Source organism: Caproicibacterium argilliputei (assembly GCF_029211325.2).
In the GTDB taxonomy this organism is placed as follows: Bacteria; Bacillota; Clostridia; order Oscillospirales; family Acutalibacteraceae; genus Caproicibacterium; species Caproicibacterium argilliputei.
The window spans coordinates 444,886-463,336 of sequence record NZ_CP135996.1 but is presented as its reverse complement, the minus strand read 5'-3'; the positions used below and the strand labels follow the sequence as shown (position 1 = coordinate 463,336).

16 protein-coding genes are annotated in these 18,451 nt (G+C 52.6%); 11 read left to right on the top strand and 5 right to left on the bottom strand.

Annotation, left to right across the window (positions count from 1 at the left end; genetic code table 11):
* Positions 1-382 precede the first annotated feature (382 nt).
* The 6 genes from PXC00_RS02185 to PXC00_RS02160 all read left to right on the top strand — a co-directional run bounded on the left by PXC00_RS02185 (position 383) and on the right by PXC00_RS02160 (position 5,834).
* Positions 383-1,564 (top strand): site-specific integrase, encoded by a 1,182-nt coding sequence (locus tag PXC00_RS02185; RefSeq protein ID WP_275847126.1) that lies wholly within the window; start codon positions 383-385, stop codon positions 1,562-1,564.
* A gap of 233 nt (positions 1,565-1,797) precedes the next feature.
* On the top strand, positions 1,798-3,561 hold the full coding sequence (locus PXC00_RS02180; RefSeq protein WP_275846211.1) for a methyl-accepting chemotaxis protein: 1,764 nt from the start codon (positions 1,798-1,800) through the stop codon (positions 3,559-3,561).
* A gap of 87 nt (positions 3,562-3,648) precedes the next feature.
* Positions 3,649-4,281, top strand: a complete 633-nt coding sequence (locus tag PXC00_RS02175) for an HD-GYP domain-containing protein (RefSeq protein WP_275846209.1) — start codon at positions 3,649-3,651, stop codon at positions 4,279-4,281.
* Between the two features lie 161 nt (positions 4,282-4,442).
* Entirely contained in the window at positions 4,443-4,937 is a 495-nt protein-coding gene (gene ybaK, locus PXC00_RS02170) for a Cys-tRNA(Pro) deacylase (RefSeq protein WP_275846207.1), read from the top strand.
* Between the two features lie 155 nt (positions 4,938-5,092).
* A complete protein-coding gene (locus PXC00_RS02165; protein WP_275846205.1) occupies positions 5,093-5,563 on the top strand; it encodes a nucleoside-diphosphate kinase in 471 nt (156 codons plus the stop codon).
* Positions 5,541-5,834 (top strand): hypothetical protein, encoded by a 294-nt coding sequence (locus PXC00_RS02160; protein ID WP_316935050.1) that lies wholly within the window; start codon positions 5,541-5,543, stop codon positions 5,832-5,834. The genes PXC00_RS02165 and PXC00_RS02160 overlap by 23 nt, the downstream gene beginning before the upstream one ends.
* A gap of 51 nt (positions 5,835-5,885) precedes the next feature.
* On the opposite strand, the gene PXC00_RS02155 is transcribed toward PXC00_RS02160, so the two are convergent.
* Entirely contained in the window at positions 5,886-6,554 is a 669-nt protein-coding gene (locus PXC00_RS02155; RefSeq protein ID WP_275846201.1) for an HAD hydrolase-like protein, read from the bottom strand.
* A gap of 244 nt (positions 6,555-6,798) precedes the next feature.
* Between PXC00_RS02155 and PXC00_RS02150 the strand changes: the two genes are divergently transcribed.
* The 5 genes from PXC00_RS02150 (at position 6,799) to PXC00_RS02130 (ending at position 12,514) form a co-directional block, all read left to right on the top strand.
* Entirely contained in the window at positions 6,799-7,626 is an 828-nt protein-coding gene (locus PXC00_RS02150; protein WP_275846199.1) for a Cof-type HAD-IIB family hydrolase, read from the top strand.
* 126 nt (positions 7,627-7,752) lie between these two features.
* Entirely contained in the window at positions 7,753-9,588 is a 1,836-nt protein-coding gene (gene glgB, locus PXC00_RS02145) for a 1,4-alpha-glucan branching protein GlgB (protein ID WP_275846197.1), read from the top strand.
* A 148-nt stretch (positions 9,589-9,736) separates the two neighbouring features.
* Positions 9,737-10,975, top strand: coding sequence for a glycosyltransferase 87 family protein (locus PXC00_RS02140; protein WP_275846195.1), 1,239 nt, complete (start codon positions 9,737-9,739; stop codon positions 10,973-10,975).
* Between the two features lie 232 nt (positions 10,976-11,207).
* Complete coding sequence (locus tag PXC00_RS02135) at positions 11,208-11,519, top strand: PadR family transcriptional regulator (RefSeq protein ID WP_275846193.1); 312 nt, start codon at positions 11,208-11,210, stop codon at positions 11,517-11,519.
* Positions 11,516-12,514 (top strand): HAAS signaling domain-containing protein, encoded by a 999-nt coding sequence (locus tag PXC00_RS02130; RefSeq protein ID WP_275846191.1) that lies wholly within the window; start codon positions 11,516-11,518, stop codon positions 12,512-12,514. Before PXC00_RS02135 ends, PXC00_RS02130 begins: the two co-directional genes overlap by 4 nt.
* Before the next feature lie 186 nt (positions 12,515-12,700).
* Here PXC00_RS02130 and PXC00_RS02125 read toward each other — a convergent pair whose 3' ends face one another.
* The 4 genes from PXC00_RS02125 to PXC00_RS02110 all read right to left on the bottom strand — a co-directional run bounded on the left by PXC00_RS02125 (position 12,701) and on the right by PXC00_RS02110 (position 18,015).
* Positions 12,701-13,366: an ATP-binding cassette domain-containing protein gene (locus tag PXC00_RS02125; RefSeq protein ID WP_275846189.1), complete on the bottom strand. Its 666-nt coding sequence runs from the start codon at positions 13,364-13,366 to the stop codon at positions 12,701-12,703.
* The gene (locus PXC00_RS02120; protein ID WP_275846187.1) at positions 13,366-15,585 is read right to left on the bottom strand and encodes a DUF1430 domain-containing protein; all 2,220 of its coding nucleotides are present in this window, start codon (positions 15,583-15,585) and stop codon (positions 13,366-13,368) included. The genes PXC00_RS02125 and PXC00_RS02120 overlap by 1 nt, the downstream gene beginning before the upstream one ends.
* A 376-nt stretch (positions 15,586-15,961) precedes the next feature.
* On the bottom strand, positions 15,962-16,405 hold the full coding sequence (locus PXC00_RS02115; RefSeq protein ID WP_275846185.1) for a manganese catalase family protein: 444 nt from the start codon (positions 16,403-16,405) through the stop codon (positions 15,962-15,964).
* Positions 16,381-18,015 (bottom strand): recombinase family protein, encoded by a 1,635-nt coding sequence (locus tag PXC00_RS02110; RefSeq protein WP_275846183.1) that lies wholly within the window; start codon positions 18,013-18,015, stop codon positions 16,381-16,383. Before PXC00_RS02110 ends, PXC00_RS02115 begins: the two co-directional genes overlap by 25 nt.
* Positions 18,016-18,451: the final 436 nt, after the last annotated feature.

The following is an 18,451-nucleotide window of genomic DNA, read 5'->3' as shown; positions in this document are numbered from 1 at the left end:
CGCTGTGCCACTGTGCTTCTCTCTCAATTTGTGGAATCACTCTGTAAATTTCTCCTTCCAAGCGTGAATTTTAGATTTTTCTACGATTTCTCTCATTATAGTACATTTTCTATGCCTTGTAAACCATAAAAAGGCAGTTCAGAACTGCCCAAAATCCCTGCCAAAATAAAAAAAGGCCGCAAAAAAGACGCAGTTTGTTAAAGACTGCGTCCGCTTGAATGCGACGTTTTCATTATAAATGAAGCCATATCAGATGTCAAATCCCTAAAAATGGCGTTTAAAACCGAATATCTGACATATCCTGCACAGAACGCGGCGTATTCTGCCCTGCTTTCAGTGATTTATCCGCCGTCAAAGTTTATGTCAAAAGGAGATTATGAGTATGCCGAGAAGGGGCGAAAACATTTACAAACGAAAGGACGGCCGTTGGGAAGGCCGTGTCCGTACGTCAGACGGAAAATACCGCTATGTTTATGCAAAAACATACCGGGAGGTCAAAGAAAAGCAAAGACTCTGCCAGGAAACCGGCGAAGTGCATTCCCTGCAGGTTTTGCCAGCCTCCACCAAAGCCGCGGGTCTATTCAGCACTTGGCTGTCAAAGGATATCCTTTATCAAGTGAAACCCTCTACGTATGAAAGCTACTACCGCTGTATGAAAAAATATGTGATACCGTTTTTCAGCCTCAGCGGAAACGAATTTCTTTCGGAGGCCAGCGCGGCGCGTTTTGCACGTTCCGTTCAGGATAATTCCTCACTGTCTGAATCCTCCAAGCGAAAAATCCTTACAATTTTTAAAACCTCTCTGAAAGGAATTGCAAAAGACACCCATTCCTCCGTACAGATTTTAGAAAGCGTGCGTCTGCCGAAAGAAGAAGATTCCGAAGTGCTGGTTTTCACCGTAAAGGAACAGCGCCAGATTGAACACGCTGTTTTTCAAGCAGGTGACCAGCGCCTGCTGGGAATCCTTCTGTGCTTTTACACGGGCATCCGCATTGGCGAGCTTTGCGCTTTGCGATGGAGCGATCTGGACGATGAAGCCGGCACCATTTCCGTGACCAAGACCGTCACACGCGTAAAAGACTTTTCTCAAACAGGCAGCAAAACCAAATTGATGACCGGCACTCCAAAGAGCAGAAAATCCATGCGCAAAATTCCTCTGCCGCAGTTTTTGCTGGCACAGTTGACCGCCTGCAAAGCCCGCTGCCCGAAAGACAGCGTCTATATGCTTTCCGGTACAGCTGTGCCGATTGACCCGCGTTACTACCAGAAACTTTACAAAAAGCTTCTGGCAGATGCACACGTGAAGTACCGCAAGTTTCATGCCATCCGGCATACCTTTGCAACCAGGGCGCTGGAGCTCGGGGTAGACATGAAGACTCTCAGTGAACTGCTGGGGCACGCCAATGTTTCTATTACCCTGAACATTTATGCACATTCCCTAATGGGGCAGAAAAAAATTGCCATGGAAAAATTCAACGAGATGCACAGTACCTGTATGCTCCAACCGCCAGCCGCCGTCACCACCTCTGTCAACCGTGCTTCAAAGGCAGACAGAACCACATGATTCTCCTCAAAGGACGCAGTCTTTAACAAACTGCGTCCTAAAATCTCCCTGCTTCCATAGTATCCCCGCCCCAAAGTAAGTGTATGCGGTCAGAATTTTTTGGCAAGTGTCCGCTGCCGGATAGTCAACCGGAGAAACGTCCGCCACAGCACGCAGAAGCTTTGAAAGGTTCTGCACCAGTCAGCCGCACAAAACGGCGTCCTGCAAATTTTTTTAAAGAGGGAAAGCGAATTATGAAGCGAAATCGGTTCGACGACATCAGCATCTCCAAAAAGCTCTCCGTTGGATTCACCTTTGTATCCACCATGGGCGCCATCATCGGACTTCTGGGAATTATCAGCCTGATCATTCTCATGAGCAATCAGCAGACCATGTACAACCAGTCGACCCTTGGAATCGAATACTCTTCCAATGCTGAAATTGATTTTAAGGATCTGCGCACCGCCGTCCGTGACCTGTATATGCACTATGATACAGACAAGGACAAATACAGCCAAACCATTTCAACTGATTTGCAAGCCGTACAAAAGCAGCTAGAAAAGTACAGCGGTACGCTGTCCAACAGCACGGATCAGGAACACTATGAATCCTTGAAAACCGCTTATGCGGCATATGAAACCGTCGTTAACAACATTGTGCAGACCGCAAGTTCCGGCGGCTCTCAGGAAGAAATTCTTACACTGATTAACGACACTTCTTCCAAAACGCAAGATGTAATCGATGCTTTCTCTGTACTCTCCAGCTTTAACGACGCGCAGGCACAGCAAAGCCTCTCAAACACCCAGACCAGCTCGATCATCGAAATATGCGTCATGCTTGCCATTGTCCTTTCCGCCGCTGCAGCCTCCTATAAATGCAGCCGCAGAATTTCTAAGAGCATTGTGCCGCCCATACAGAAATACGCAGCATTTGCCGCCATGATGGCCGTCGGTGATATGGACAAATCCAAACTCTTCAACGAAAAAGACAAGGTACTGAACAGCCGTCAAGATGAAATCGGTCAGCTCGCGGTTTCCTTTAATCAATTGATTGTCGGCACCAACAAACTCACTAGCGAAACCCTTGCGATTGCCGGCGGCGACCTGACTGTTTCCGTCACGGTTCGTTCTGACGAGGACATCCTCGGGAAAGCACTGAATAACCTTGTACAGAAATTCCATACGCTTGCCACTTCCATTGTGTCCTCTTCGGAACAGGTGGATGCCGGTGCCAGACAGGTTGCAAATTCCAGCACCATGCTGTCGCAGGGTGCCACCGAGCAGGCAAGCTCTGTGGAGGAACTTTCCGCTTCCATGGAGGAAGTCACTTCCCAAACCACGCAGAACGCACAAAATGCACAGAAAACTTACGAGCTTGCGAGAACCATTAAGTCCGACGCAGAAAACGGAAATACGAAAATGGGCGAAATGCTGCAGGCCATGGAGGATATCAACACCTCTTCCGGCAGTATCGGCAAAATCATCAAAGCCATTGATGAAATCGCGTTCCAAACCAATATTCTTGCTCTGAATGCCGCTGTAGAGGCAGCCCGCGCCGGTCAGTACGGAAAGGGCTTTGCCGTGGTTGCGGAGGAAGTCCGCAGCCTCGCCGCAAAATCAGCACAAGCTGCAAAGGAAACCACGACGCTGATTGAAACCTCCACACAAAAAGTCGGCAGCGGCACAGACATTGCCAATGAAACCGCCAGCGCGCTGCAAAAAATTACAGAGGGCATTTCCCAGGCGTCCGATTTGGTGGGTGCTATTGCTTCCGCTTCCAACGAGCAGGCCGCTGCACTGGAGCAAATTAACCAGGGCATTACACAGGTTTCGCAGGTTGTGCAAAGCAACGCGGCAGCCGCCGAAGAAAGTGCGGCTGCCAGTGAAGAACTTTCCGGTCAGGCAGATATCCTGAAAGAAAACGTCAGCATCTTCAAGCTGAAAAATGCACAGACACCGCCGCCTGCGGCACCGATTGCCCCCTCCACAAAAACGGACACTTCCAAGTATTCGACTTAACAGCGTTCTGCAAAAGGCGCAGGTTGCCTCCATTCGGCAGCCTGCGTCTCTCATTTGCACCGCACTTTCGGAAAGGAGAATGGAACCGTGCCAAATCCCTTAAACGGCGATTCTGAAATCAGCAGATGGATGCAGTCTTTGCCCAAGGAACAACGGCTGCATTCCGCCCATGTAAAGCTGTATACCGCCGCATTGGCAGAGACTTTGCGCAGCGCCAAAACAGGCTGCCCGGCTGATGAACTGTCCCGTTTGGGCAGCGCCGCCTATTTTCACGACATTGGAAAGGCATGGGTTCCCCGCGCGCTTCTGCTGAAAGCCGAAAAGCTGACGCCTGCCCAGCTTCAGGAAGTCCGCAGGCACCCCCTGTACGCAGAAAAGATGTTTGCCCTGATGCGGCAGGACATCCTGTGCGGAATGCCGGAGCCGCTTTTCCAGACGGCGCGCGCGTGTGCGGTTTTTCACCACGAGTGGTGGAACGGGCAGGGCTACCCCTATGGGCTCAGCGGCAAGCAAATTCCGTTTGCCGCGCGCGTCACCTCCCTCTGTGACGTTTACGATGCCATTACCAGCAGCCGGGTTTACCGCAAAGCGCACAGCCACGCATTCGCCTGCCGCGAAATCGAAACAAACGCAGGCGTGCAGTTTGACCCGGCTTTAGCCCGCATTTTTTTAGACCATGCGGAAGTATTTCGCGCCCAGCGCGAGGCTTTGGGCGGATGACCCCGTATCCTGTCTCCGCCGCAGCCAAAAAGCAAGCAGTCTGCCCTTGCAATTTGCAGATTCTGCGCGTGTCAACTGCCGGTTGCGGCGGTTTTCCGCCTGCCGCTGTTTACAGCAGGTGTGCTGCGTCGTATAATGGAGCCGACAGGAGGGTTTTTACCATGGCAAAAAAGAAAGACGAAAAAACAAACGTCATGCGGATTTTAGACAAGGAACACATTGCCTATACCCCGCATTTTTACGCGCATGAGGATGGAAAAATCGACGGCATTGCGGTTGCACAGAAACTGGGACAGCCCCTGCCGCAGGTTTTTAAAACACTGGTTACGCAGGGTGCCGACCGCGCCTACTACGTTTTTGCGGTGCCGGTGGCGGCGGAACTAAACTTGAAAGCTGCCGCGCGCAGTGTCGGCGCGAAAAGTGTCGAAATGATTCACGTCAAGGATATTAACAAAGTCACCGGCTACATCCGCGGCGGCTGCTCCCCTGTGGGCATGAAAAAGCAGTTCACAACGGTGTTTGACGAAAGCGCTCTGCAGTTCGGCACCATTTTCGTCAGCGGCGGAAAAATCGGCACGCAGGTCGAGCTTTCGATTCAGGACCTTTTAAAGCTGACCGGCGGCACAACGGCAGACCTCGTTTTGCATAACGCTTAGCTTGACACTTTTCCCTTTTTTCTTTTTCTTTGTGGAAAAGATTTAGAAAAATTACGGTTAGCAAATTTCTTACACGCTTCCCCTGTTATTCCGCGGCCGCTTGTTATATAATAAAAAGAGAGAAATTCACGCGGAACAGAATCAGGAGGATTTGTATGTATTACAGTTTTATCATGCTCAAACCGGACGCCGTAGAGCGGGGATTGACCGTACCGATTCTCAGCTACCTAAAAGAAGCCGACATCGAGCTGGAATTGATAGACTGTCAAAAGGTGAAAACAGGCACCCTGCTGAAACACTACGCACAGGCCATTGCCAAAATGGGGCACGACTTTGAGCGGAAATACGCGGACTTTTTCACCAACCGCTATGTGATCCCCATCATCGTCAAATCAGAACACGCCGACATCATCGAGCGCATCCGCAGCGTGGTCGGTGCCACCAATCCGGCGGAGGCACAAAAGGGTACCATCCGCGGAGATTTCGGCATCGACAGCTTCGCAAAATCCGCCGCGGAAAGCCGCAGCTGCCAAAACTTGATTCACGCCAGCGACAGCCCGGAAGCTGTTCGCCGGGAAATTGCCCTTTGGTTTGGAGAGTCCTATGCAGAAAAATATGCAAACTAAATTACTCGAACCGCTTGACGCGTTTCTCGCCCACCTTGCCGGCCGTCATGCTGCAAAAAGCAACCCTGCGCCGCGCGGCGGTTACCAACGCACAGCAATTGCCTGCCTTCTGCTTGCCGCTGTGCTGGCTGTCCTTTGGGCAGTTGACCTATTCAGCCGGCTGCGAGCCGGTGTGCAGATTGACGTTCTGCTCACTGTGGTAACCCTGCTTTTTGCAGGGGGCGCGGCACTTTGCAGTGCACGCTGTTTTTTCTTGCTTCGGCACAACTGAAACGCCGCAAAAGGCGCCGGAATCCTTGAAAACGGAATTCCGGCGCCTTGTTTATGATGGCTCTTTTATAAAGAGATAACGGCGCAAATCCGCCGGTGAATCCGCGAAGCAAACCGCGCCGCCGGCTTTCAGGTCTTCCTTGCCGCCGTATCCGTAAGCCGCCCCGACAAACGGCAGCCCCACTTCCGCCGCGCCCTCTGCGTCATAATGGGTATCCCCAATCATGACCGTATCTGTCAGGCTATTGGTACCGCACAGCGCCATCGCCTTGCGGATGACCTGGGCTTTCGCGGCATTGCCGCCGTCGTTGTCTGCCGCGCAGAGCTGGCTGAACAGCTGCTCCACCCCAAAATGCTGAAGCAACCGCTCCACCATCATAAAAGGCTTGGATGAAGCGGTGCAGACCACCGCACCGGCTGCGCGCAGATCCCGCAGCAACTCCGGAACGCCCGGATACATTTCCGTTTTCAGCCAGCCAGTCGAGTCATAATGCACCCGAAAGCGGCGCACCGCCTCAACCGCCTGCTCCGGCGTCATGCCGCAAAAATTTTGGTAGCAATCCTCCGCAGGCGGGCCGATGAACCGGCGCAGGGTTTCCCGCGGCGGCACCGGCACTCCCATTTCTTGCAGCGCCAGCGCCGCACAATGCATAATGCCCTCGCCGGAGGCGCAGATGGTACCGTCAAAGTCAAACAAAACTGTTTTGTAGCGTAACCGCAAACTGTGTTCCCCCTCTGCCTTTCTTCCAAAAGCCGCGCGCTTTTGTACCACCATTATATCGGTCAGCGCAAAAAAGCGCAAGTACGTCGGCTTTTTCGCGCCTTTTTCACAAAAATTGAGCACGCTGCGGCAAACGTTCTCTGCCCTGTCAATTGCACCGGCGCACAAAAACGTGTACAATAAAGAATAGCTTCGTTTGTGCAGAAAGGTGCACAAACGGAATTTTGAGCCGGGAGGTATTCTCATGGAGGATTACAAACTCATTGCACTGGATCTTGACGGTACACTGACAAACTCACAGAAAAAAATCAGCCCGGCCACCCGTGAAGTTCTGCTGCACGCTCAGCACGCCGGCATCCGCATCGCGCTGGTTTCCGGCAGACCGACCGCAGGGGTGCTGCCACTCGCGCGCGAGCTGGAATTGGATCAAAGCGACGGCTATATCATCTCTTTTAACGGCGGTAAAATCGTTTCCTGTAAAACCGGCGAAACCCTGTATGAGCGCTACCTGCCGAAAGAACTTCTGCCGCGGCTGTGCGGGCTGAACAAAAAACATCCGCTTGCCGTCATTATTTACAGCAGCGACACGATTATTACCGAAACTGCAGACAACAACTATGTGCGAGGCGACGCTTTCATCAATCATATGCCGGTGGAAGAGGTACCGAATATCCTGCCGCGCATTGACTTTCACGTCAATAAATTCCTGTTTCCTGGTGACCCTGCCTACATTGAAAAGCTGCTGCCGTCCCTGCGGCGGGAGTTTCCGACCTGCAGCATTTACTGCAGTGAACCGTACTATCTGGAGGTCATGCCCAACAACGTCGACAAAGCACAGGCGCTTGCGGTCCTGCTCGGTCGGCTGGGGCTGACCCGCAGCGCTTTAATTGCATTTGGTGACGGCTTCAATGACCAGTCCATGGTGCGCTTCGCCGGCATGGGGGTGGCTATGGGCAATGCCCAGCAGGTGGTCAAAAACGACGCGGACTTTGTCACGCGAACCAATGACGAGGACGGCGTGGCTTACGCGGTGCAGAAACTCGTTTTGCCCGGTGTGGAAACCCACGCCTGACCGCACAGAAAAAAGAATAGATTTTCGCCCTCTTTTCGTTTATAATGGTTACAGAATCTACAAAACTGTTTTTCATCCGGTCCTTTTGTTTTGTAGAAATGCCGAAACGAAAAGAGGGCTTTTGTTATGGACGAAAAAATTTTACGGGAATACCTGCAGGGACAAAGCTGCGAAGCTTACCTGGTCCTTGGTGCGCACAAAGCCGCTGAATTTGACCAGGACGGCGTGCGTTTCACCGTTTATGCGCCCGGTGCCCGCAACGTGTTTCTGATCGGCGAATTTTCCAGCTGGAATGCCTGGCAGATGGACCGCACGCCGGCGGGGTTCTGGACACTTTTCGCGGCAGGCGCGCAGGAAGGACAGATGTACAAATACCGGGTGCAGACCGCCGACGGCCTGCATGACCGCGCCGATCCGTTCGCTTTTTCTGCGGAACTGCGCCCCGCCACCGCCAGCCGCATCTGCTTTTTAGACGGCTTCACCTGGACTGACCAGGCGTGGATGGCGTCCCGTGACAAAAACTACAATCGCCCGCTTTCCATTTATGAAGTGCACGCTGGCTCCTGGCGCATCAAGGAGGAGCAGAAGGATGCCGACCGCTTCTACTCCTATGAAGAACTGATTGACACCCTGCTTCCGTATGTAAAGCAGCAGGGATTTACGCATATCGAGCTGCTGCCCCTCACAGAGCATCCACTGGACGCTTCGTGGGGCTACCAAACCGCCGGGTACTTTGCACCCACCAGCCGCTACGGCGCTCCCCGCCAGCTGATGCACTTCATCGACTGCTGCCATCAGGAGGGCATCGGCACTATCATGGACTTTGTGCCTGCACACTTCATCCGCGATGACTACGCCCTGAGCAAATTTGACGGCACATTCCTTTACGAAAGCGACGAGCCCGCGCTGCGGGACAGCGAATGGGGCACTGTCTTTTTCGACTTTGCAAAACCGCACGTGCTCAGCTTCTTAAAGTCTGCTGCCGACTTCTGGCTGACGTACTACCACTTTGACGGTCTGCGCTATGATGCCGTTTCGCGGATTCTGTACACCTGCGGTGACGAAAACCGCGGTGTCAGCGACGCCGGCGTTTGGTTTTTGCGCAGCACCAACTATGCGCTTCAGGCGCGCCACCCCGGTGCCATGCTGATTGCTGAGGACTCGACCAACTACCTGAAGGTGACCGCGCCGGTGCAGTACGGCGGGCTTGGATTCGACTACAAATGGGACCTCGGCTGGATGAATGACACGCTGGCTTACCTGCAGAAATCTCCGACGGAGCGGCGGCTCGCCGCTGACAGTCTCACCTTTTCCATGAGCTACTTTCACCGCGATATTTTCTTGCTGCCGCTTTCGCATGACGAAGTCGTACACGGCAAACATACCATCATTGACAAGATTTTCGGCTCCTATGAGGAAAAATTCCCGCAGCTGCGCCTGCTGTGGCTGTATATGTTCACGCATCCGGGCAAAAAGCTCAACTTCATGGGCAACGAATTGGCGGAGTTTAAGGAGTGGGATGAAAAGGCCGCGCTCGGCTGGAACCTGCTGACTTACCCCAATCACGATGCATTTCACCGGTATGTGCAGGCACTGCAGACATTTTATCGCCAGCACCCCGCGCTTTACCAAAATGACTACCACCCCAAAAGCTTTGTCTGGATGGATCTGACGCATACCGACAGCTGTGTGTTCGCATTTTGTCGGGACAGTCTGGAGGCGCCTGACCGCGAGGAACTTTACGTTGCGCTGAACTTTTCGGAACGTCCGGTTCCGGCGTATTTTTTGCCGGTACGGCAGGCGGGCACCTACCGCGAAATTTTCAATACAGAGGACGCCGCGTTCGGCGGAAGCAACCGCCGCAATCCGGCTGCAGAGGCTGTTCTGCAGGGCGGCAGGCAGGGCATTCGCGTGGATCTGCCCGCTTTCTCCGGTATCATTTTTCAACCGGCAAACAACTGAATGTGGAAAACCGGCCTGCTTCGGCAGGTCGGTTTTTTCTGTGTCCGGTTCCGAATCCGCATTCTGTATTAACTGTATGATTGACATTCGTACAGTTAAATGGTATACTCTGCGCAGACGGAAACAAAATTCAAAAGGAGGAATGCCTGTGCAGAAGCACACGCTTTTTCAAAACCCGCCGGCATCTTCCGACAGCCTGCCGGCATGGTCGCAGTGGCTGCAAGACCGGCTTTTTCCCATCTCCGTTGCAGTTGTGACCATACTGGCACTTGCCGTCCGGCTGTCGCTGTATCCCTTTCAAAGCGGCGACTATCTGATTTATCTGGAAAAATGGTACGCGCAAATCGCGCAGGGCGGTGGACTGCCCGCCTTGCGCCAACCACTGGCAGACTGCAACTACACCATCGCGTATCTGACACTGCTGACGCCGTTCACGGCACTGCACGTACCGGCACTGGCTGCTGTCAAAACCATTTCCGTTACGGCAGACTTCGCGCTTGCGTGCAGCTGTGCCCTTCTACAGAGTGCGGTTTGGCCGGACTGCGCACATCCGCGGCGCGCCCGCCTGCTGATTTACACGGCCGTGCTGCTGTTTCCGGAAGCGTTCTTCAACAGCGCGTTCTGGGCGCAGTGCGATGCCATTTACATCACCTTTCTGGTTCTGACCATTTTCTTTCTCGCACGGCACCGCAGCATTGCCGCCTGTGCCATGTTTGGTCTGGCTTTTGCCTTTAAAATGCAGGCGGTGTTTCTGCTGCCGCTGCTGCTCATTACCGCCGCCGGCTGCCGCTGGTTCCGACTTTCCGCCTTTCTGGCGGCGCCCGCCGCGCTGGTGCTGACCTGTGTGCCTGCCATGCTGTGCGGCACACCAATCTGGATGACCTACTGGCCCTATCTGGTGCAGCTCGGCTGCTGTGGTTCGTTATCTGTAAACTCTCCCGGCATCGGCATGCTGCTGGGACACCTGCCCTTTGTGCAGTGGAAATATGCCCTGCTTGCGGTAACTCTGCTCGCTCTGTATGCCGCGCTGACTCTTGCGCTGCAGCGCGGGGGCGGACTCTCTCCTTATGAACTGCTGTTGGTGGGAACGTGGACCTGCTTGTGCTGTGTCACGCTGCTGCCTTGTATGCACGAACGATACGCCTTTCCGGCAGATCTGCTTTTGCTGGTGCTAGCCCTGTTTTCTCATCAGCGGGGCGACCACCTGTGTTTTCTGGTAGAAAGCGCCGTCTCCCTGTTTTCGTGGATGCAGTACTTAGATCCGAAAACGCCGGGTGTCTCTTCACAAGCGCTGTCATGCCTGCGCTTCGCGTGCCTGCTCTGGCTGAGCCTGCATTTGTGGCGGCACTTTAACGCAGGGGATACCTGCACTTATACAACTACATAATCCATACACGGACGGCGTTTCCGCCTTTTGGGGGAGGAGCGCCGTTTTTTCTGCAAAATTTTAAAAAACACTTGACAGAGTGCTCCCCTGCGTATACTATATAATGCATACTATGTATTGTATAATATTATGTAAGGTACAGCATACGAAGGAGGACAGCCGCTATGGAATCGAAAACCGGCATCTGTATTGTGTTCGGCGCTAACCCGCATCCCAAAAAGGAGGCAAACCCATGGACGTACAGCGAAAAAAAGGAATCCTCGACATCTGCGTGCTCGCAGCACTGATGCACGGCCCGTCTTACGGCTACCGCATTGTCAGCGACATCTCCTGCTGCATTACGGTGTCAGAATCGACCCTGTATCCGATTTTGCGCCGTCTGGAAGCCAGCGGCTGTGTTTCCACCTACAAGCAGGAGCACAACGGCCGCACACGTAAGTACTACAAAATTGAAACGCCCGGTCTGCAAAAAGTGCAGGAATTTTTAGACGAAGCTGACGAAATGAAACGAATCTATGCATTTGTGGAGGGAGCACACTTATGAACCAGAAAACCTTTTTACAGCAGCTCGCCGCCGGTCTGACCGGTTTGAGCGAACAGGAGCGCAGCAGTGTGCTCGATTACTACCGGGAGCTAATCTGCGACGGCGTGGAAAACGGGAAGTCCGAGGAAGCCGTCATTGAAGAGTTTGATTCGCCGCAGGATATCGCCGCCCAAATCCGCGCGGAGTACCGGGCGCCGGAGCCGGAGCAGCCAGCCGCCGCGCCGGAGCCTCCGGCTGCGTTCGGGCCGCATACTTACACTGCACGCAATCCGATTGGGGCCGTTACCGTCAACGCGCAAAATGTCAGTGTAGAGGTGCAGCCGGTGCCGGACGGCCCCCTGCGCGTGCTGTTTTCCCCCGGAGAAAATGACTTTGTCACAGTAACAGAAGAAAACGGTGTTTTTACGTTTAATCACACCATGCAGCACCTGCTGTTTCACTGGCGCGACCTGTTTCGCAGCCCGCGCAGCATTCTGCTGCAGGTACCGGCGTCCTTTCACGGAGATATTTCTGTAAAAACCTGCAATGCCAAGATAACGGCTTCCGCACTGCACGATGTGGGCAGCGTCAACTTGGTCACTGGCAACGCGCGCATTTCGGTTTCGGATGTGGACTGCCACGCTCTGCAGATGAAAACCTCCAACGGCACCCTAGAAGCCTACGGTACCCGCGCGCAGACTTGCATCGGCACCACGGGGAATGGCAGAGTGACAGTAAAGGACTGCGTTTTTCCCGCGCGGCTGCAGCTGCGCACCAGCAACGGCTCCCTGCACGCCGAGCAGGTTACCTCCGACGACTTTGATTTTAAAACGTCAAACGGCCCCATCACAGGTCTGCTGACCGGCGACGCCAGGGAATACGCCATTCACAGCCACACCAGCAACGGTCAGAACAACCTGCCCACCGACTGGTCTTATCCGGGGCAAAGCAAGCACCTTTCCGCTGCGACCAGCAATGCACGCATCCATGTGGACTTTACCGTACCGACTGTGTAAAGAGAAACTGCGCAGTGCATATGAAATCGTTCCTTTTCTGGATACAGCAAAAGGACAGCCGCTGTCTGTACTTGCGGCTGTCCTTTGTAATGTCTTGGGAAACTTTTCTCCGTTCCGCCTCAACAAGTGCTTTTTACAGCTTTTACAGCATTCATTTTCCGCTTCGGACATCCCATGCAGACAATTTCATTCATCCTCCGCAGCTCTGCCATCCTTTATCCGAACCGTCCGTGGGCAGTGTTTTATGATGTAGGGATCATGGGAAACAATGATAACCGTTTTCCCCTCCGCATGAAACTGCTGTAACAGCTGAAAGACCACATCGCGGTTGTCTGCGTCCAAAGAGCCGGTCGGTTCATCTGCCAAAAGCAGGTCAAACGGCCGCAGAAATCCCCTGGCAATGGAAACCCGCTGCTGCTCACCGCCTGAAAGCTGATAGACTTTCTGTGACAGCGGTACGGAAAGCCCCACCTTTTCCAATGCCTGCCGCTTGAGAATCTCTTTTTCTTTCTTTGACTTTTTTACCGCCATCAAAGGAATCTCCAGATTATAAGAAATATCTCTGTCATCTACCAGCGCGTAGTTTTGGAATAAGTAAAACAGTTTGGACTGCAGCAATGCGCGGCCCTTTTTACTATTCAGCTTGGGCTGAGGCTGCTCAAACAGAGAAATCTCCCCGCTGTCAGCGCTTTCAAACATCCCGACAATATTTAAAATGGTGCTTTTTCCGCTGCCGCTGGCTCCGGCAATACAAAGCATTTCGCCGGCATTTACACAAAGGGAAAAGTCATTTAATACGACTTTGTTTCCAAACCGTTTTGCCAGCCGCTCCATTTTGCAAATTGTTTCCATTAGGAATCTCCTTTCAGCGTGTCGACTGTCTTTCGCGTTTCGGTTCTGATGATTGTGACGAAAGACACCAGACTTTCAACAATTAGCAGAACCGCACTGATGACCAAAAAGTATTGCCATTGCATACTTTGCGTAACCCATGCGAACACGCCGTACCCACACAGCACAAACAGCGAAACCAGAAGCCCGGGCAGCATATATTTGCAAAAGCGCCTGCCTGCGGGCCAGCCGAACAGCTTCTTTACAATTAAGTCCTTCTTGTTTTGGTCAAAAAGGATGACCATGTTTTGTGTGATCGTCAGCCACAGCATCAGCAGGAAAAAGCCTGCGATTAAGACATATAAATTGATTTGACTTTGTATCACAGTCGCCTGCCCGGTCATGTATTGGTCCGTTGCAATTAAGTGCGGCAGGTTTTCGTAAACACCGGTTTTTTTCAGCAGCGGCACCAACGCGTCATAGGTTTCTTGCGCGGTACCGTTCAGCTTTACTTTTAAGGGGTCACTGTCCCCGTTTCCGCGTATACCGTTCCGGTCAGAAATGCAGCTATTCTGCTCCGTCATGACTTCTACCAATACGCCGGAAAGCGTTCCCGCTGTTTTTGCGGAAACCTTTGGATTATAGGTGTATACTTTTTGACCGTCCGCAATCCAGATGATTTTTACATCGGTGCCTTTTTGAATCTTTTTCGAAACGCCATACACTTCCTGGTCTACCGTATTCATTCCCTGCCGCGTTTCCAGCAATTCCTTCCGCAGCGCTTGTTCCTGACTCTTGTAGCGCATCGGTGCCAGCAGCACCCAGCTGGTTTCGTTCTCCGAAACGGAAACAGGCTTTCCGGCGCTGTCCTGCAGCGGGTACTTTTTCAGATAATTGACGTTGACTTTAACAGATGGAAAGGATGCCGGAGCTGAACTGTTTAAATATTCCGGCTGAAAAAGTTCCGCGCCAATATATAGTGCACCCTGTCGGTTTAAAGTCGGATAAACCTCTTCTGCGATTTTCCCTTCCGCTGCAACAACTTCTGCGGTCGTTACAGAACTGCCGTGCGTAAGCGGATAGAAGACGCCGTAAGCTCTGGCATCACTCCATGCCTGATAGAGGCGCATACTCTGCTGATATGCATTCACATTGGTATACAGCAGCTGTCCCTCTGCCAAAATCAACAAAACACTCAATGCTTTCACGACATAGTTTAAGTACAGGACGCTTTTGGAGCCGGACTTCCCATTCAGATTCTGGTAAACCCGACAGGTGCGCACTGCAGCTGCCGCAGCCACCGCAATCAGTGCGATGGAAAACAGGTATGCCGCAACGGTGTTTTGCAAAACGCGCCAAACATAAACGAAATCTTGCGTATAAATGCCAATGCCCAATGCCACTGCCAGGAACGTGCCTGCAAACACACCGAACACCGAGCGCAGCAACAGCCACATGATTTTTCCGGTCTTTACGCCATGCAGCTTGCAAACAGCGATTTGCTTGGACTCCCGCAGGCAGATATATAACACAGACAGAACAACCAACAGCAGCAGCAACCCATACACACATTCAAAAAGGAATTCGTCCATTGTAGGGATGGTGATCTCCTGCGTATCTCCCTGCAGCTGTGCAACCGGAATTTCCGCTTGGAACTGCTGCTGTAAATTTTTCTGCAGACTTTTTAAAAACACGTCTTTCTGAACACCGGCGGGCAGCTCCACATAGTAGCGGCCACTTCCTTTTACCTCTGACGTCATTTGGTAAAACGGCTCTATGCGTAAGCTGGTTTTATACATATGATAACGCAGCTGCCCGACCTGTTCTGCACTTCCGGACTTCTGCGTGTCAAGAAACTGCCGATTGGTGCGGCTTTGTGTTTCTGCCGGTGTAAACGTCCTTCCGTTTTTGAGCGGAAACGTCTGCATATAACGGCTGCTTCCTGTCAGCAGACTGTATTTCACAACGGTTGTACGGTCATTTTTCACGGTCTCCGTTTCAGAGCCGGCCATGTACGTTCGGAAAAGATTGGTATGTGTTTCCTGTGCAGTTTTCAGCAACACGGAAAAGAGTTGATCCGTATCTGAAATTCTGGAATCATCCGGGATTGCAAACGGTTCGCAATACGTCTGTGCACCCGTTTGAAGCGTTTCAATTTCCCGGTCAGACTCAAACAGAAAACCGATGAATGCCTGAAAGACAACGGCAAGGATGATCATAACCGAAACGATTTTTTTCATCTCTCAATCCTGCTTTTCATAAAATGATAGATAGAAAGCGAACCCCTTCTGAGAAACGAAAACAGTCATTCCGCGTATTGCAGAATGACTGGGTTTTATCAGCAGGATGCGCCTATTTTTTATGTAAAACCATCTGTACTTTTCCAGCTGGTAAAAAGTGCAGATGATTTCCATTCGGCTGCAGTATACTCGGATATTTGCTCGATTGATTTTTAATGCTTTAGTAATAATTTGTATTTTATTCCTAGATATAGTTATATTATAGCACTTATTTTGGATTTTTCAAGACATTATTTGAATTTTAAGAAATTTTTTAATTTTTTAGTTATATGAAAACTTTTTCTTCCATTTCTACGTCCTGATGAAAAAGAACGCTTTACACCGGTTTATCGAACGCCGGATTCAGCGCATAGAAGTTCTTACTGTCCAAATGATCTGTGGTAATCCGTAGCGCTTCGCCAAAACGCTGGTAATGCACAACTTCGCGTTGGCGCAGAAAACGGATGGGGTCGCGCACATCCGGATCTTCCGTATACCGCAGGATGTTGTCATAGGTTGTGCGGGCTTTCTGCTCTGCCGCCAGGTCCTCGTGCAAATCGGTAATGGGGTCGCCAGAAACATCAATCGTCAGTGCGCTGAACGGCACACCGGAAGAATCCGACGGAAAAATGCCGGTCGTATGGTTGACAAAGTAATCTTCAAAGCCGCCGGCCTTAATCTGCTCCGGCGTCAGGTTGCGTGTCAGCTGATACACGATGGCACTGACCATCTCCAGATGACCCAGTTCTTCTGTCCCTATGTCGGTATCGGATTTGCACACGCGGGCAGAGCCGCCGCGAAAAGAGCATCCACCTCCACCCGGTAAGTATCCATACGCCCGCTCACGCGGTAGTGCAGGCGAATGCCAAACGGAACCCCTGCCAGCCGCAGCGTCAAAAAACTGCCAGGCTCCACGAGGATGCATTCCACGACTTCCCGGTACAGGGGCGTACAGGCAGTGCCGTCTGTCATCTGTTCCAGTGCCTCTGCCCATACCCGCAGGCAGTCCGCCGCTGTCGGCTGCGCCGCGCGCCGCGCTTCCAAAGCGCGGATTTGTCCGCGCAGGCGCGTTAGAGAAGCGTCATACAGCTGCTTCTGCCGTTTCAGTTCTTCCTGCGTCAGTGTGCCGTCCAAAGTCAGATCTACCGCGCGCAGCTTTTTGGCTTCCAGTTTGTCAATTTGCCGATACAGCCCCGCCGGGTCCGGCAGTTGTGCGGTCTGCGCGGTCTGCTCCAGTTCCTTGAGCAGTTCCTGCTTCCACGCGCGCTTGTCAGCCCACACGGCGTCCAGCGCACTGGCTGCACAGGCGAGCAGCACCTTTTCATAGACAGACGCACTGCTGCAGCCGATGGTTCCGCCGCGGCCGTCCGATTTGCAGGCGCCGTGCTCCGCGGCGGCACGACAGCGCCATGCCCGGTAAATCGTTCCGTCTTTCCGCTTTTTCGTTCGGCTGACGAAGTGCCGCCCACACACACCGCAGACAATTTTTCCCGAACACCAGTACCGATTGGCATATTGCTGTTTACGCGCCGGACAGGGCGAGCGGCGCGCAAGCTCCGCCTGTGCCCTATCCCACGTTGCGCGGTCTAGGATGGGTTCGTGGTGCGCCCGCAGATACACCAGCTCCGTCTTTTCGCGGGTGCGTGTCTTGGCGTGCGTCAGGTAATCCGGCGTGCAGGTTTTCTTCTGGCACAGGTCACCAACGTACTTCTCGTTGCGCAGCACGCGCAGAATGACCGTATTTGACCACACCCGCGCGCGCTTTGGCGGGATACCTGCCTCCTGCAGTTCCCGCGCAATCACGTGCGTGCCCTTCCCCTCGTCCAGATACTTGTGAAAAATCAGACGCACCACTTCCGCTTCTTCCTGATTCACAAACAGGTGCCCGTCCCTGACCGTATAACCCAGCAAGTCGCGCCCAAACACCACGCCTTGCTCCATACTGCGCCTTTGCCCCCATTTGACACGCTCGGAAATCTTGCGGCTCTCCTCCTGCGCCAGTGTTGCCATAATGGAAAGCCGCAGTTCGCCGTCGTTGTCGCGTGTGTCGATATTGTCGACTGTGAAAATTACCCCAACGCCCAGCTGGCGCAGCCTGCGTGTGTAAGACAGCGTATCCACCGTATTGCGTGCGAAGCGGCTGACCTCTTTCGTTAGAACCAGCGAAAACGCGCCGCACTCGGCGTCTGCAATCATTCGGTGAAAGCCGCTGCGGTGTTTTACGGTCGTACCGCTCAGCCCCTCGTCAAAATACACCTCATGCAGCGTCCAGCCCGCGTGCCGGTCAATCAACGCGGAAAAATACTGCCTTTGGTTCTGCAGGGAATTGACCTGGTCGTCTTTTTCCGTAGAAACACGGCAGTATGCGGCAACCCGCAGTTTCTCTTCCATACAGAAAAGGCTTCCCTTCTGAAAAAAATAGGCTGATACGGTTTCCGTATCAGCCTGCGGGCGCAGAACGGTTCAGAATTTCTGCTGCCCGAGGAGCGCATTGAGCTGCGCGCCCGATAATTTTCCTTGTCTGTACAATTCCTTACAGGCCGCCGCTTTCAACGCCCGGGAAAGCGCGGCTTTTTGCGGTTCCGTCAGTTGAAACGTCAGCCGTTCCGGTTTTCGCGCATCCGTTTTTGGGCTTCCGGCATGGTTGGTGTGTTCCATCCCCTTTCCCAGCAGTTTGGAAATCTTGAAGACCTGACACACCGTATGCGCGCCGCCGCGCCGTTAGAACCCTCAAAAACAAAAGCCGTATTTTTTACTCTTTTTTTCTAAATCACTATCTTATTCAACGAACATATGATATTTTTTGGAAAATTATGTTTACTTTTAT

Excerpts from the sequence above, each read along its gene's own strand:
- PXC00_RS02130 (WP_275846191.1), top strand. The coding sequence starts at position 11,516 with ATGAACCAGAAAACCTTTTTACAGCAGCTCGCCGCCGGTCTGACCGGT.
- PXC00_RS02150 (WP_275846199.1), top strand. The coding sequence starts at position 6,799 with ATGGAGGATTACAAACTCATTGCACTGGATCTTGACGGTACACTGACA.
- PXC00_RS02120 (WP_275846187.1), bottom strand. The coding sequence starts at position 15,585 with ATGAAAAAAATCGTTTCGGTTATGATCATCCTTGCCGTTGTCTTTCAG.
- PXC00_RS02180 (WP_275846211.1), top strand. The coding sequence starts at position 1,798 with ATGAAGCGAAATCGGTTCGACGACATCAGCATCTCCAAAAAGCTCTCC.
- PXC00_RS02185 (WP_275847126.1), top strand. The coding sequence starts at position 383 with ATGCCGAGAAGGGGCGAAAACATTTACAAACGAAAGGACGGCCGTTGG.
- glgB (WP_275846197.1), top strand. The coding sequence starts at position 7,753 with ATGGACGAAAAAATTTTACGGGAATACCTGCAGGGACAAAGCTGCGAA.
- PXC00_RS02160 (WP_316935050.1), top strand. The coding sequence starts at position 5,541 with ATGCAGAAAAATATGCAAACTAAATTACTCGAACCGCTTGACGCGTTT.
- PXC00_RS02125 (WP_275846189.1), bottom strand. The coding sequence starts at position 13,366 with ATGGAAACAATTTGCAAAATGGAGCGGCTGGCAAAACGGTTTGGAAAC.
- PXC00_RS02165 (WP_275846205.1), top strand. The coding sequence starts at position 5,093 with ATGTATTACAGTTTTATCATGCTCAAACCGGACGCCGTAGAGCGGGGA.
- PXC00_RS02110 (WP_275846183.1), bottom strand. The coding sequence starts at position 18,015 with ATGGAAGAGAAACTGCGGGTTGCCGCATACTGCCGTGTTTCTACGGAA.
- ybaK (WP_275846207.1), top strand. The coding sequence starts at position 4,443 with ATGGCAAAAAAGAAAGACGAAAAAACAAACGTCATGCGGATTTTAGAC.
- PXC00_RS02135 (WP_275846193.1), top strand. The coding sequence starts at position 11,208 with ATGGACGTACAGCGAAAAAAAGGAATCCTCGACATCTGCGTGCTCGCA.